General features: G+C 52.1%; 16 protein-coding genes and 1 riboswitch. Of the genes, 8 read left to right on the top strand and 8 right to left on the bottom strand.

Going from position 1 to position 13793, the window contains the following annotated elements; all coding sequences use genetic code 11:
• Positions 1-15: 15 nt before the first annotated feature.
• From cobU to E6Q52_RS11595, 7 genes are all read right to left on the bottom strand, one after another.
• Positions 16-540, bottom strand: coding sequence for a bifunctional adenosylcobinamide kinase/adenosylcobinamide-phosphate guanylyltransferase (gene cobU / locus E6Q52_RS11625; protein WP_292822199.1), 525 nt, complete (start codon positions 538-540; stop codon positions 16-18).
• Entirely contained in the window at positions 537-1343 is an 807-nt protein-coding gene (locus E6Q52_RS11620) for a cobalamin-binding protein (protein WP_292822197.1), read from the bottom strand. Before E6Q52_RS11620 ends, cobU begins: the two co-directional genes overlap by 4 nt.
• Positions 1340-2011 (bottom strand): 5,6-dimethylbenzimidazole synthase, encoded by a 672-nt coding sequence (gene bluB, locus E6Q52_RS11615; protein WP_292822195.1) that lies wholly within the window; start codon positions 2009-2011, stop codon positions 1340-1342. The genes E6Q52_RS11620 and bluB overlap by 4 nt, the downstream gene beginning before the upstream one ends.
• Positions 2008-3291 carry a cobyrinate a,c-diamide synthase gene (locus tag E6Q52_RS11610; RefSeq protein ID WP_292822193.1) on the bottom strand — a complete coding sequence of 428 codons (1284 nt, stop codon included), beginning with the start codon at positions 3289-3291 and terminating at the stop codon, positions 2008-2010. Before E6Q52_RS11610 ends, bluB begins: the two co-directional genes overlap by 4 nt.
• The gene (cobO, locus tag E6Q52_RS11605; protein WP_292822191.1) at positions 3291-3896 is read right to left on the bottom strand and encodes a cob(I)yrinic acid a,c-diamide adenosyltransferase; all 606 of its coding nucleotides are present in this window, start codon (positions 3894-3896) and stop codon (positions 3291-3293) included. Before cobO ends, E6Q52_RS11610 begins: the two co-directional genes overlap by 1 nt.
• A gap of 15 nt (positions 3897-3911) precedes the next feature.
• Entirely contained in the window at positions 3912-4481 is a 570-nt protein-coding gene (locus E6Q52_RS11600) for a hypothetical protein (protein ID WP_292822189.1), read from the bottom strand.
• A gap of 114 nt (positions 4482-4595) precedes the next feature.
• Complete coding sequence (locus E6Q52_RS11595) at positions 4596-6488, bottom strand: TonB-dependent receptor (RefSeq protein ID WP_292822187.1); 1893 nt, start codon at positions 6486-6488, stop codon at positions 4596-4598.
• A 145-nt stretch (positions 6489-6633) separates the two neighbouring features.
• Positions 6634-6846, bottom strand: a riboswitch (cobalamin riboswitch).
• Between the two features lie 90 nt (positions 6847-6936).
• On the opposite strand from E6Q52_RS11595, the gene E6Q52_RS11590 reads away from it, so the two are divergent.
• Positions 6937-7173 carry a hypothetical protein gene (locus tag E6Q52_RS11590; RefSeq protein ID WP_019881108.1) on the top strand — a complete coding sequence of 79 codons (237 nt, stop codon included), beginning with the start codon at positions 6937-6939 and terminating at the stop codon, positions 7171-7173.
• A gap of 2 nt (positions 7174-7175) precedes the next feature.
• Entirely contained in the window at positions 7176-7478 is a 303-nt protein-coding gene (locus E6Q52_RS11585) for a cell division protein ZapA (protein ID WP_194740282.1), read from the top strand.
• Between the two features lie 282 nt (positions 7479-7760).
• Here E6Q52_RS11585 and E6Q52_RS11580 read toward each other — a convergent pair whose 3' ends face one another.
• A complete protein-coding gene (locus E6Q52_RS11580) occupies positions 7761-8120 on the bottom strand; it encodes a DUF2237 domain-containing protein (protein WP_292822184.1) in 360 nt (119 codons plus the stop codon).
• A gap of 68 nt (positions 8121-8188) precedes the next feature.
• Here E6Q52_RS11580 and E6Q52_RS11575 point away from each other — a divergent pair, with 68 nt between their 5' ends.
• The 6 genes from E6Q52_RS11575 (at position 8189) to E6Q52_RS11550 (ending at position 13756) form a co-directional block, all read left to right on the top strand.
• Entirely contained in the window at positions 8189-8653 is a 465-nt protein-coding gene (locus E6Q52_RS11575) for an EVE domain-containing protein (RefSeq protein ID WP_292822182.1), read from the top strand.
• A gap of 76 nt (positions 8654-8729) precedes the next feature.
• Entirely contained in the window at positions 8730-9902 is a 1173-nt protein-coding gene (locus tag E6Q52_RS11570; RefSeq protein ID WP_292822180.1) for a diguanylate cyclase, read from the top strand.
• A gap of 51 nt (positions 9903-9953) precedes the next feature.
• Positions 9954-10829, top strand: a complete 876-nt coding sequence (locus tag E6Q52_RS11565) for an alpha/beta hydrolase (RefSeq protein WP_292822178.1) — start codon at positions 9954-9956, stop codon at positions 10827-10829.
• Entirely contained in the window at positions 10819-11655 is an 837-nt protein-coding gene (locus E6Q52_RS11560) for a deoxyribodipyrimidine photo-lyase (protein ID WP_292822176.1), read from the top strand. The genes E6Q52_RS11565 and E6Q52_RS11560 overlap by 11 nt, the downstream gene beginning before the upstream one ends.
• Positions 11643-12377, top strand: coding sequence for an FAD-binding domain-containing protein (locus E6Q52_RS11555; RefSeq protein WP_292822174.1), 735 nt, complete (start codon positions 11643-11645; stop codon positions 12375-12377). Before E6Q52_RS11560 ends, E6Q52_RS11555 begins: the two co-directional genes overlap by 13 nt.
• A gap of 371 nt (positions 12378-12748) precedes the next feature.
• Positions 12749-13756 (top strand): trypsin-like peptidase domain-containing protein, encoded by a 1008-nt coding sequence (locus E6Q52_RS11550; protein ID WP_292822172.1) that lies wholly within the window; start codon positions 12749-12751, stop codon positions 13754-13756.
• The last annotated feature ends 37 nt before the right edge of the window (positions 13757-13793 follow it).

The raw sequence follows: 13793 nt of genomic DNA, 5'->3' as shown, positions 1-13793 counted from the left end.
GGTCTTTGTTTCTTGTTATTTAAGCGTTAACGGCAAGCCTGCCGCAATAAAACTGACTCGATTGGCCACCGCGGCGACATGCTGGTTTAAGCGGCCTTGCTCATCCTGAAACTGGCGATTGATTTCACCTAGCGGCACGATGCCCATGCCGACTTCATTGCTGACTAAAAATACCGCGGCTTGCAATTGCGGCAACGCGTCCAGCAAGGCCTGCTTTTCGGCCTGCCAGTCCAGCCGTTCTGGTTTGTCACAATCGGGGCAGATGCATTGTGCTAACCACAAGGTTAAACAATCAACGATTAAGCAGGTATCCGGTGCATCGTTATCCAGCAATGTTTGCCCGAGGTTAAACGGCGCCTCTACCAGCGCCCAATAAGGGGGGCGGCGTTCTTTGTGATGTGCCACACGCTTGGCAAACTCATCGTCATACACTTGCGCGGTGGCGATGTAAGTCACTGGCAACTCAAGCGCAGAAGCCAGCCGCTCTGCATAAGCACTTTTGCCGCTACGTGCACCGCCTAAAATTAAATGGCTGCTCATGAATCACTCCCATGCTGTTGTTGCCAGCGTTGAATAATGGTTTGCAATTGCGGCAGGGCTTCTGTAAACAACGCTGGGCCGGGTTGCAAAATATCGACGGATTTGATTTCGTAAAGATGGCCGTCTCGTATGGCCGGCATGGCTTGCCAACCTGCGCGCGCGGCCACTTTTGTTGGCTGGAATTTTTTGCCACACCAGGAGCCGATGATGATGTCAGGCTGCGCGGCTAATACCTGCTCGGCCGTGACTTGGCGGTCACGTGCGCTGTGAAACTGGCTTAAGTGCGGGAAGCAATCGACGCCGCCTGCGGCTTCAATCAGCTCGGCGGCCCAGCGGATGCTGCACATCATGGGCTCGTCCCATTCTTCAAAATAGACCTTGGGTTTGCGTGACCAAGCTGCGGCTTGCTGGCGCGCGGCAGTTAGTTGTGCCTGGTAAGTTCCTACCAGTTTCTCAGCGTTGTTGCTGGCCCCGACCAAGTCACCAACGGTGAGTATCATGTGCAAGGTTTCGGCCAGGCTGCGCTGGTTAAACACATGCACCTGACAACCAGCTTTAATCAGTGACGCGGCAATCTCGGCCTGCAAGTTGGAGAAACACAGCACCAGGTCTGGTTGCAGGGCCAGAATTTTTTCGATATTGGCGCTGGTAAAGGCGCTGATTTTAGGTTTTTCTTTGCGCGCAATGGCTGGGCGGGTGGTGAAGCCAGAAATGCCGACCAGTCGGTCTTGCTCACCTAGCAGATAAAGCACCTCCACCGTTTCCGTGGTCAGGCAAACGATGCGTTGCGGCCAGCGCGTCATGGCTGTGCCTCGTGATTGTGCCAGCCGTTTTCCATCAACATGTCGGAGAGTGGTTTTTCGCTGGCCCAGCCTTGCTCTACCAGCATGGGCGATTTGTAAAAGGTATTCACATAGCCCAGGCATAAAATCGCAACCGGCTTTGCATCGGCTGGCATGCCCAATAATTGTGCCAACGCCTCTGGGTCAAACAGGCTGACCCAGCCCATGCCTATGCCTTCGGCGCGCGCCGCCAGCCACAGATTCTGGATGGCACAGCTGACTGAGGCCAAGTCCATTTCTGGCAATGTCCGGCGGCCAAATACATATTTCTCGCGCTGGTCACACAAAGTCGCCACTAGCAACTCACCACAATCCAGAATACCTTCTACCTTAAGGCGCATAAACTCGGCCATACGTGCCGTGTTTTCAACTTCACCGATGGCTTGTGCAGTGCGTTTGCGTTCTTCATCTACCAGTGTGTGTATGGCTTGGCGTAGCGCAACATCGCTGATGCGGATAAAGCGCCAGGGCTGCATGAGGCCAACGCTGGGTGCGTGGTGCGCGGCTTGCAATAACTTCTGCAATAACTCAGGGGCGATAGGCGTGGGCAAAAAATGCCGCATATCGCGCCGCTCGGCAATCACTTTGTATATCGCCGCTTTGTCGGCTTCAGCGTAAGCAAAACTCATGACAGGAAAAATTGTGCGGCGAGGGTGGGATTGGACGGGAAGTAAAAGTGCAGGAAACTGGCGGTGATGCTTTGGTGGCGGTAAACCGCTTCGCCCGCGCCGTATTTGCCTTTGCCTTGTGCAATCACTGGCAAGTCAGTGTCAAAACGGCCATAGTGAAAGGTGTGCGCGCCTATGCTTGCCGCGTCGTCGGCCGCAGTTGCAAACGTGGCGTGTTGCGTGCCCAGGCCTTGTAGCTTGGGTTGAATCTCACTCTTGCCTGGCAATAGCCCGAACACCGGCTGGCCATTCAGGGTTTCACCCAGTGCCATCATGCCGCCGCATTCAGCCAATATGGGCTTACCTGCTTGGGCTGCAGCGTGCAAAGCATCGCGCATGCTGTGGTTGTGTTGCAGTTGGTCCAGGTGCAACTCTGGGTAACCGCCCGGTAGCCAGTAAGCATCTGCCGCAGGCAATTGCGCATCGTGCAGGGGCGAAAAAAACTGGATGGTTGCCCCCAATGCTTGCAGCAAATCCAGATTGGCCTGATAGGTGAAACAGAACGCGGCGTCTTTGGCCACGGCAATGGTTTTGCCTGCTAATGATAGCGTGATCGTTTGTGGGTCTGGTGCCGCAAAATCCACGGTTGGCGGCAATGGAATCTCTGGTTCCAGTAGTTGCGCAGCGGCTTCTATGCGCTGGTCAATATCGCTAATTTCCTGCGCCAGATGCAGGCCCAGGTGGCGTTCTGGCAAACTCAATTGTGTGTCATGTTTCATGGCGCCCAGCCATGGTACATCCGCTGGCAGGGCGGCTTTAATCATATTGGCATGGCCTTCGCTGCCAATCTGGTTGGCGATGACGCCAGCGCGTTGCAGTGCTGGCCTGAACGCATATAACCCGTAAGCGATGGCGGCAAAAGTCTGTGCCATAGCTTTGGCGTTAATTACCAAGGCGACCGGGATGCCAAAGCGCTCGGCAATATCGGCGCAAGACGGTGTGCCATCGTAAAGCCCCATCACGCCTTCAAGCAGAATGACGTCATTTTCCTGGGCAGCCTGATGCAATAGTCGCTGCGCGTCTGCTTCACCACACATGCCAAGATCGAGGTTGTAGACGGGTTTTCCGGTAGCGACTTGCAGGATCATGCCATCAATAAAGTCCGGCCCGCATTTAAATGCCTGCACACGCAGGCCACGGTTTTTGTAAGCACGCGCCAGTGCTGCGGTGGTCATGGTCTTGCCCTGGCCAGAAGCCGGGGCTGCCATCAACATGGCATGGCAGCTTGTCTTCTGCTGCATTACAGGTCTATCCCAGCCTGGGCTTTGATGCCTGCGCGCCAGGCGTGTTTGACGTCCATCAGTTCAGACACAGTGTCGGCCGCATTTCGCAATGCCTCAGAAGCACCGCGGCCAGTAATGACCACGTGCTGCATGGGCGGGCGTTTGGCAATGGCGTCCAGCACCATTTGCTCGTCCAGGTAACCGTATTTAAAGGTGTAAGTGAGTTCGTCCAGCACCACGAGATTGATTGTCGGGTCTTGCAGCATTTGCGCCACGATTTGCCAGCCACGCATCGCCGTTTCGGTGTCACGCTGGCGGTCTTGGGTGTTCCAAGTAAAGCCTTCACCCAGCACATGCCAGGTCACTGCCGGATGCTGACGGAAAAAGGCTTCTTCGCCGGTATCTGACCGGCCTTTGATAAACTGGGCCACACCGACACGCATGCTGTGGCCTAAGGAGCGAGCCACCATGCCAAAGGCAGAAGAGCTTTTGCCTTTGCCGTTGCCGGTGAGAATCAATAGCAGGCCTTTTTCCTGGTTGGCCTGCTCGATTTTTTCGTCAATGACCGCTTTTTTGCGGATCATGCGCGCCTTATGGCGGCTGTCACGGTCATTGGTTTCCATGATGCTGTGTAGAACTTAAGCGTTTTCGCGGACAGAGCGTTTAGCCAGGCCAAACACTACATGCGCAATCAGTGCGACCACTACCCAAAACGCAATCGCTTCGAGTTGTTTAGGAAAGTATTTCACTAAACGTGGCACGAATTCGGCAAAGGTAGGGTCAGGGTAACGGCCACCAAAGAAGTAGAAGCCACCACTGGAGAACAGCTCCGCAATCGCAGAAGCGGCAAGCACTACACCCGTCAATTTAAACAGGCTGCTAAATGCCCAGGACGTGTTGTCTGCCAGCCAGCGGCCAGCTAACCACATGGTGCCATAGGCAGGTAACAAAAAGCCGTAGGCAGGCGTTACACAAAAATTGCTCACGCCACCCCAGGTCACGGCTGCCATATCCAGGCCAGCACACAAAGCCAGCATGGCAACAAACATAATGGTTGAGCGCAGGTAATAACCGGCAATTAAAAATGCAGCATAAGAGGCGCTAGGCAAAAAATCGATCGCAGCGAAATGATTACCGCGTGTCGCAATGACCATCAGCGCAATGACAAATGCGATTGCCAGTGATTGGGTTGAAAGTTTACTTGGCATGCCAACGACTCCAAAATGTAAGATGAATTGCTAAGGTTATTGACTGGGGTTAATTACTAGGGGTGGATTTTAGCCCAATTCGATTGTGCTTGGGCAAAATCCACCCTTATCGGGTTACTTCATATCGTAGTTCAGGCTGACGAATATGTTGGTGCCCATGGTGTTGTAGTCTGGAGCATTTGGGGAGAATGAGCTTTTAGTGGTGGCCAGCACATAATCTTTATCCAGGATATTGTTGGCTCTAGCCAGCAGTTTCCAATGATTATTCAGTTTATAACCGAGTGATGCGTTCAGCAGGGCATAGCCACCTAATTTAAAGTTGTTCTCTGCGTCATTATAACGTTGTGAGGCGGCATTGAGCTCCGTACCAATATCCCAGGCACCTGACTTGTATTGCAATTGCAGGTTGCCGTAACGCTGACTTCTTCTCGCCAGCAAGTTGTCTGTATCATCGTTACGTGGGGACTGAATCGTCAAGTTACCTGTGAGTTGCCACTGAGGATTTAACACGATACTGCTTTCAGCGGTGACGCCTTTAATGTCTACCTTACCTGCATTGGTTGGGCAGAATCCAGCGAAACTACAGCCAGCTGTTGCAGGGCCTGCATTCTGGATCAGGTCGCGGATATGATTTTCAAATACGGTCAACTTAGCCTGAATGGTCGAGGTTTGATAGCGTAAACTCGTTTCTACGTTATCGGATTTTTCCGGTTTCAGGGCCGGGTCGCCAAAACTTGGAAAGTACAATTGGTTAAACGTAGGCGCCCGGAAGGCTGATCCATATTGCGCAGTAATTTGCCACTCGGGTGAAATGGCGTAACCATATCCTGCGCCGCCAGTGACGTAGTTGCCATATTGGGTGTTGTGATCTTCACGTGCGGAGAGTTGAATGCTATGCGCTTGGTGATTGCCAACGAAGCCAAGCATAAAGCCATCATCGTTACGCGTCTTGTCTATGCTGGAGGTGCCGTTAGAAAAGGTCAGGACATCTTGCTCTAGCCTGTCATAGGCAAAGGTCAATGTGCCGAATGACAGTGAGTAGTCATGTTGCCAGGTTATCTGAGTTTGTTCAGAGTCGAACTTACTGCGGCTGCTCGCACTGTTTAAGCTAAACGAGCGCTCCCGACCGATGCCATATTTCAAGGTACTCGTCCAATCCTCGGTCAGCCGGTTTTTCAGCGTCGCAGCATAGGCTTGTTGGTTGGTAGTGGCGTAATTGCGATAGGCATTATCGAACTGATTTTGCCCGTCAGACTCCATAAAGCGTAAACCCAGGCTGTGACCCTCTGCAAGCTCAAGATCTGCATAAGCAGTGCCGCTCAGATTGTTATAGCCATCACGGTCTCGGTCAATGGCTTGCGGTGGCCGTTTTTTTGCAGAAATACCCCTCGTGTCATAACTGTTTATTTGCGCGCCAAATTGTAGTGCCTGATAGCGACTATCGAAGCCCGCGCTGCCGGTGTATGTGTCGTAACTGCCTGCACCGACACCGCCATAAAACAGCGTCTGCTGGGTTTTCGCGCGTCGAGTAAAAATCTGGATAACACCGCCGATGGCATCAGCACCATAAAGGCTGGAGGCCGGGCCGCGTAGAATTTCGATTCTGTCAATTAACGCCAATGGCAGGTTTTCAAAAGCCGTCGTTCCCAGTGTCGCTGAGTTGACTCTTAAGCCATCGACAAGCACAACCAGTTGCTCGGCATTGGTGCCGCGTATGAATACACTGCTTGCCGTTCCCATGCCGCCATTGGTAGTGATTTGCAAACCAGGCTGTAATCTAAGTAAGTCAGGCAGAGAGCCGCCTTGCATTTTTTCAATATCGTCATGCGTGATGACGGTGATGTCACCTGTTGCCGTTTTGGTCGAGACTGGGATTCTTGCGGCGGTTATACTCACCTCGTCCAGCGAGAGTGAAGCGAGATTGGAGATATTTTCAGAAAAAACCTCTTGAGCCAGGGAGATGGCAGGATAAAGGGCGATGAGTCCCAAAATATTTCTTTTGTTCATATTTGTTTCCGATAATGCATACGACCCCGTATGCAGAACTTAAGGTGGAAACCAGGGAGATGTGTCGACGACTAAAAAAGTAGGACAGGCACTTTAGATAACAAAAGTGCCATTTTTTAGAGTCACCGTCACCCCGCGGTATTTCCATACGATTTGGTTGCGAGGCCGGTCTCCGGGCTGGCAAGTTTTGATCTATCGCCTTCCCGAGTGTGCACTCAGTGGCATATGGATAGACCCGCACTTGCTTACCGTTGCGGGGGCAGCACAGGCTTTGCGAATGGAGGTCCGCGCACCTGTTTCCCAGTTTCACCTTTGCTGCAGTTAACACAGCAAAGACACCTGACAACTGGGCAGCAGTGTAGTCTAAACTTGGCTTTTTTGCCAGTCGGCGTCTATTCAACAGGCATGCTGAATTTGTTAATTTACTTTGAAAAAATGCGCTTAGCTATTGACCACACTCATTTTTTTAAAAGATAATGGGCTGATGGATGCTGATTTAAAAAGTCTTGAAGAGCGTGTGACGAAGCTGATTGCTTTGTGCGGCCAATTGCGTGACGAAAACGTTGAGTTACGTCAGGAGGTCACGCGGCTGCATCAGGAGTCGCAATCACTCAAGCTCAATATGACGCAAGCCAGTGTGCAGTTGGAGCGGCTGTTGTCGGCGTTGCCTGAGGAAGGTCGTTAATCATGGCTAGTAATCCAATTGATATTGAGATCATGGGTCGTGCGTTGAGCGTGACCTGCACCGATGAAGAACGCGACAGTTTATTGCAGGCCGTTGGCTATTTGGATGGTAAAATGCGCGAAATTCGCGATGCTGGCAAGATGGTCAGCGTCGAGCGGATTGCGATTATGGCGGCACTCAATATTACGCATGAGTTGCTGAATACGCGCAGTGGTGGTGTGGATGTCGGCGATGTTAAAAAACGCATCTCTACCATGCAGCAACAGATTGATGATGTCTTATCCGGCCAGCACAAACTATTGTAATCCGCTTCAATTCATAAAATTTTCATCGTCATTTTTACTAAATGGCGTATCATAAAAACGGTGTGCTAAGGCGTTGCCTGAGTCTAAAATTCCTTGAACTAGTCTTTGTTATAGGTTTCGGCTCATCAGGTGCTGTGCGATCGCACTAAGTTGGGACGTTTTTTAAAACGCCCTTGGCGTGCGAACCTAATGTACCTTAGGCTGTTACCACCTGAACTTTTTGGTTCAGGATCAAGGCTCAGGTAACCCCTTAGCACATCTCTTGATATTCTTCAGTGTTTTTCAGCGCAATGCGTGATACATCAGGTCGGCCAGGCTGACCACTTCCAGACAGCTTTCATGACAGGATTCCAGAATCACAGGAGGCGCATAGCCAGCCTCGCTGGCTTCTAACCAGCGTCTTGCGCACAAGCACCAGCGATTTCCCGCTTTTAGGCCTGGAAAATCATGCTCAGGTCTGGGCGTTGATAAATCATTGCCTTGCGCCTGTGAAAACGCCAAAAATTCATCTGTCATTTCGGCACAGACGGTATGCCTGCCCCTGTCTTCGGGATGAAATCCGCAACAGCCGTCACGCAAAAAGCCGGTGATCGGGCGCATGCTGCAGGGAATGAGGAGGGTGCCAAGAACGTTTTTTGTCATGATTGTCAGCTGAACTGTAACTTGGTTTATGATACTGGCATTCGTGACTCATAAGAAGGTTTTTAGGCATGGCGCGTTACTGGTTGATGAAATCCGAGCCCTCGGACGTTTCGATTGATGATTTAGCAGGGTTTCCAAACCAGACGGTAGACTGGTATGGCGTGCGCAATTATCAGGCACGGAATTTCATGCGTGATCAAATGAAGGTGGGAGATGGTGTGCTGTTTTACCATTCTAATTGCGATGCGCCTGGCATTGTCGGTATTTGCGAAGTCAGTCAGTTGGCTTATCCAGACAAGTTTCAATTTGTTGAGGGCCACAAGTATTTTGACCCGAAATCTACGCCAGAAAATCCACGCTGGGTGAATGTCGATGTCAAACTGGTACGTAAAACCAGGCTGCTCAGTCTTAAAGAGATGCGCGACATTCCTGCATTGGCCAATATGCGTACCCTGCAAAAAGGGAACCGCTTGTCGATTACACCTGTCGATCCCAAAGAGTGGTCGGTCATTACGACGTTGCTGGCAGAATAAGCGCTGGTTTGATAGACACATTTGTAATGTCGTCGTTTGCAGTCTTCTTAAAGCGTTATTCAGATAGAACAGGATTATGAACAGACAGCGAAAACATGCCGTGTTGTATATTCTGGTCGCCGGATTTCTGATCGCTTTTGTCGGTGTCGTACTGTTTGTGTGGATTTATTTTTCTAGCATGCGTGAGATGCATCAAACCACGCGTAAGCTCTACGAGCAGCCTTATGCCGTTGCCAACGCGGCACTAGCGCTAGAGGCCAATTTGTATCAGATTCGTGGCAGTCTGCTCTATGCCAGCTTGATTCAGGCGGATCGGCTGCAATTGGCGGCGACGGTGGCGTTTATTGAGGCGCGTGAGCAATTGGTGCAGCAAAAGCTTGCTGTGATTACGCACAGTTACTCTGGTGAGCAACAGCAAGTGGCTCAACTCAAGCAGGCATTGGCACAGCTCAGTCAAGTGCGCGATCAGATCTCCCAGGCGCTGAAAACGGCCCGCTATGCAGAGGCCAATCACCTGATAGAAACGCGTTGGATTCCGCGCTTTAGCGAGGTGGCTCGCCTCAACGAGCTGGTGCTCAAAACCGCTAATCAGCGCGCCACCCAGTATGTAAGTGAGAGCCAGCAACGTTTGGAAAAGCATACGACGCATGGCTTAATGTATGCCGCATTGTTACTGGGCTTGTTTTTGGTCGTTGGCGTATTTGTCGCCTGGCGCATTTATCAACTGCATGTTGAGGCCGATAAATTTGCGTTTACTGACTTTTTAACCGGCATTGCCAATCGTCGGCATTTTATTCACGAGCTTGAATCCGAAATACGCCGTAGCCAGCGCTATGGCTCGGTGTTTGCGTTTGCGATGGTCGACATTGATCATTTTAAAAAAATCAACGATCAATATGGCCATCACGCGGGTGACCTTATTTTGCAAAATTTCTGCCTGCGTTGCGTGAGTGCCTTGCGCACCAGTGATATGGTTGGTCGTCTCGGTGGCGAGGAGTTTGGCATATTGATGCCGATGACCGATTTGCATGAGGCCGCGCGCGTGATTGAGCGCCTGCGCTCAGAAATAGACCACAGCGTGATGAGTGATCACGGCGAGCACATTCACTACACGGCCTCCTTTGGGCTGGTATCGACTTCTCAGCTCAGTGATCAACAAGGCTTGGCGCATCTGATGAAAATGGCCGACGCCGCTCTCTATGCGGCTAAACAGCAAGGCCGCAACCGCGTCTTTCTCGCTAATCATTAAATTTAACAGCCTTGAGGGAATTTTGGGCCGCTTGCATGGTCATCTTTGGCGATGAGTGAGCAACCTTTTAATCTTGGGCGACGAAGCTGGATCGCCGGTGCGATAGCGTTTCTGCTGGCGTCTTGCCGACCCATTAAAGTGCTTAACGCCGTGATTCCAACAGATGGCATGCAGATCACACGCGATATTGCGTTTGGGCCACATGCCAGGCAGCGGCTCGATATTTATCAGCCGCGCCAACCGAGCACCAGCACCTTGCCGGTCGTGGTGTTTTTTTACGGCGGAAGCTGGGATTCGGGCGCCAAGCAAGATTATCTATTTGTGGCCGAGGCATTAACCTCACAGGGCCTGATTGTCGTCATTGCTGATTATCGTCTTTATCCTGAGTTGAAGTTTCCGCAGTTGATGCAAGACCCGGCATTGGTGGTGGGCTGGGTCAAGCAGCATATTGCGGATTATCAGGGGGCACCAACCCGTTTGTTTTTAATGGGACATTCTGCCGGTGCACATTTGGCCATGATGCTTTCGTTAAATGCGGAGTACTTGTCTGCGGTCGGGCTGGAAACCAGCGCTATTCGCGGTAGCATAGGCTTGGCGGGTCCTTACGATTTTCTGCCTCTCACCTCCGACCGGTTGCGCGCTATTTTTGCGCCACCCGAGCAAGAATGGATGTCTCAACCGATTCGGTTTGTCAGCGGCCAGCAACCGCCGCTGTTGCTGATGACAGGCTTGAAAGACCGCGACGTCTGGCCTAGAAATGCAATCAATCTGGCACAGGCCGTGCAGGCCAAGGGCGGAGACGTCATCCTGAAAACCTATCCTGATTACGACCATGCTGATCTGGTCGCCAAGCTTGCCCGGCCATTCCGTCGCCATAGTCCTTTACTCGCAGACATCATGACCTGGATGCACCATCATGGCGCTTGAACCATTGCATGTGGTGTGGTTTAAGCGTGACCTGCGTGTAAAAGACCACGCAGCGTTTGCTGCCGCCTGTGCCGCTGGTAAAGTATTGCCAATGTTTGTCTGGGCGCCACAAGTGTGGGCGGCAGGCGATGCCAGCCTCAGTCAGGCCATGTTTGTGCGTGAGTGCTTGCAAGGGCTCGCGGCAGCACTACAGACCTTAGGTCTGCAATTGCATGTTTATCATCACGACCCATTGCTGTTACTAAAAAGGTTGCATGAAAAGTATGGTGTGGCCGGGCTATACAGCCATGAAGAAACCGGCAATGACCTGACGTTTCAAATCGATAAGCAAGTGCAGGCCTGGTGTAGGCAACAGGGCATTGTCTGGCAGGAATGGGCGCAAAATGGCGTGGTGAGAAGGCTGGCCGACCGCCAGCAGTGGCAGTCGCAATGGGAGCGGCGCATGCAACAGCCGTTGGTGGCCTTACCCACGCGCTGTGTCGGCGCGCAATTGCCTCATCACGGCTTGGAGCAACTACCCAAGGTCGCGGGTATTGAGCAATCTAAACGCCAAATTGGTGGCCTGGGGCTCGCTGAGACCGTGATGTCCGGGTTTTTACAGCAGCGTGTACAGCGTTACCAAGGCGGACTTTCCAGCCCGCTGAGTGCGTTGCAAGCCTGTAGCCGTTTGTCTCCTTACTTGGCCTGGGGCGCGCTCAGTTTGCGCATGCTGGTGCAGGCAACCCGGGCCAGCGCGCGCAAGCGGCTGAACATGCAAATTTGCGCCGAAATTTGCATGGCTTTGAGAGTCGTTTGCACTGGCATTGTCATTTTATGCAAAAGCTAGAAAGTGAGCCGGGCATTGAATTTGAGAGTTTTTACCCTGGTTTCGACGCCTTGCAAGGCGCGTTAGCCGACGCGGATCGGTTGGTCAGGCTGCAGGCCTGGCAGACGGGTCAAACCGGTTGGCCGCTGGTCGATGCCTGCATGGAAATGCTCAATCAAACCGGCTGGCTCAATTTTCGTATGCGCGCCATGCTGATGAGCACGGCCAGCTATTTATTACGGCTGCCCTGGCGGCAGAGCGGCCTGCATCTGGCGCGTACCTTTATTGATTATGAGCCGGGGATTCATTGGCCGCAGGTGCAAATGCAATCCGGCACCACCGGCATGAATACTTTGCGCATCTATCACCCGGTCAAGCAGGCCTTGGTGCAAGACCCCACTGGGCGTTTTGTCCGCCAGTGGCTGCCTGCATTGCGCGCCGTGCCTGATAGCTGGATTTTTGAACCCTGGCGCATGCCTGCCGAATTGCAGTTGCGCACTGGCTGCGTGATCGGCCGGGATTATCCTGCACCCATGGTGGATATTGCCGCAGCCATGCAACTTGCCAAACAAGACTGGTTTGCCATTCGCCAGCAAATACCGCCAGACGACATGCAAGCCATGTTGCAGCGGCATGCCTCCCGGCGGTCACGCCATTTTCCCAAGGTGGCGCGAGGCATGCGTCGCAAGCGTGATTCAACGATCGTTCCTCAGAGTGAAATCCAGCTCACACTCGAGCTTTAAACCACACGCAATCGATCCCATCCGCGCAACGCCTTTTCATGGGGCGTGCGTCTGTTTGCTCGCACTATTTTGGTGCTCTTTGATGATGCGGCTGTGTCGGAATGTGATGTCGTGCATGGTTTATCAGGCGTATTAATGCTTGATACCGCGCTATTTTTGTCCGTAAAAAATTAATTATCTAATTGATTATTAATGACTATTTTTTATTTTTTCGCAAATAGTCATGGTCTTGCTCTCTCTATTTGCACCAGTTGAACACGGCGGTGCTCAGGTTGGAATACGTCTTGCTAAATTAAACCTGACAGGTTTTCCAGCGAATTACCGGCAAGCGGATAACACCTCCCACTTGCCGCCATAGATTGGAGCACGACATGACAAAATTATTGATCGGATTATGGTTAGGCTGCATGAGCGCATCGCTCATGGCAGAACCAGCAGAAGCACTGGTACATGATTTAAACAGTCGCGTGCTGCGCGTGCAAGTCGGTTTGAAAAACGGTCAATATGGCTTGGGTTCAGGTGTGGTTGTCGCCGAAAACCAAGTGGTGACTAACTGCCACGTGGTCTCTAATGCCAGTAGTATCAGCGTCGTCAGTGGCGGCGCAGCCTATCATGCGGTTGGCGTAAAGGCTGACTGGGAGCATGATGTGTGCATGTTGCAAATGGAAGATTTGCCTCTGTCCCCGGTGACCATGAAATCCAGCCGCGAACTCAAGTATGAACAACCTGTGTTCACCATCGGTTACCCTAGCTTTGTCGCTGCGCCAGTGAGCACCAGCGGCGTAGTGAAGGGTCTGTTTACCATGGATGATTCTGTGATTGTGCGGGCGACCAGCAGCTTTAGACAAGGGGCTAGCGGTGGTGGCCTGTTTGATGACAGCGGCGCGCTGGTGGGATTGATTACCCTCAAGAGCCCAGGCAAAGATGCGTATTACTACTACATGTCCGTCGACTGGGTGCAAGCCCTGATCAGCAAACCCGCTGGCCCGATTGTGGTGAAAAGTGAGTTGCCTTTTTGGGGTAAACCTGCCGCCCAATGGCCATATTTCATGAAGGTAGTGTTTCCTTATCTGCACAAGGACTGGCAAGGCCTGAAAGTGATTGCTGAACAATGGACAGCAAAAGAGCCACAAAACACCGAAGCCTGGTTTTACCTGGCAGCGGCTGAATATGAAACCAAAGACTTAACCATGGCAGAGCAGCACTTGCACCGCGTGCTGAGCATGAACGATCAACATAGCCAGGCGTTTTACTATCTGGGCATGATTGCGGAAGCCAGTGGCAACCATGGTGAAGCGATGGCCAGTGTCGATGCTTTGAAACAACTGGATGCGGAAGTGGCTGAAGCGCTGACGGTTGCCATGAAGAGCTTGCCTTAAGTCGCAAGATAATAAATAAAAGTTAGTCAACAAAAAA

The sequence above is a fragment of the Methylophilus sp. genome, assembly GCF_008015755.1.
In the GTDB taxonomy this organism is placed as follows: domain Bacteria; phylum Pseudomonadota; class Gammaproteobacteria; order Burkholderiales; family Methylophilaceae; genus Methylophilus.
Note: the sequence above shows the minus strand (reverse complement) of the source record. Positions and strands in the feature narration are given on the sequence as shown.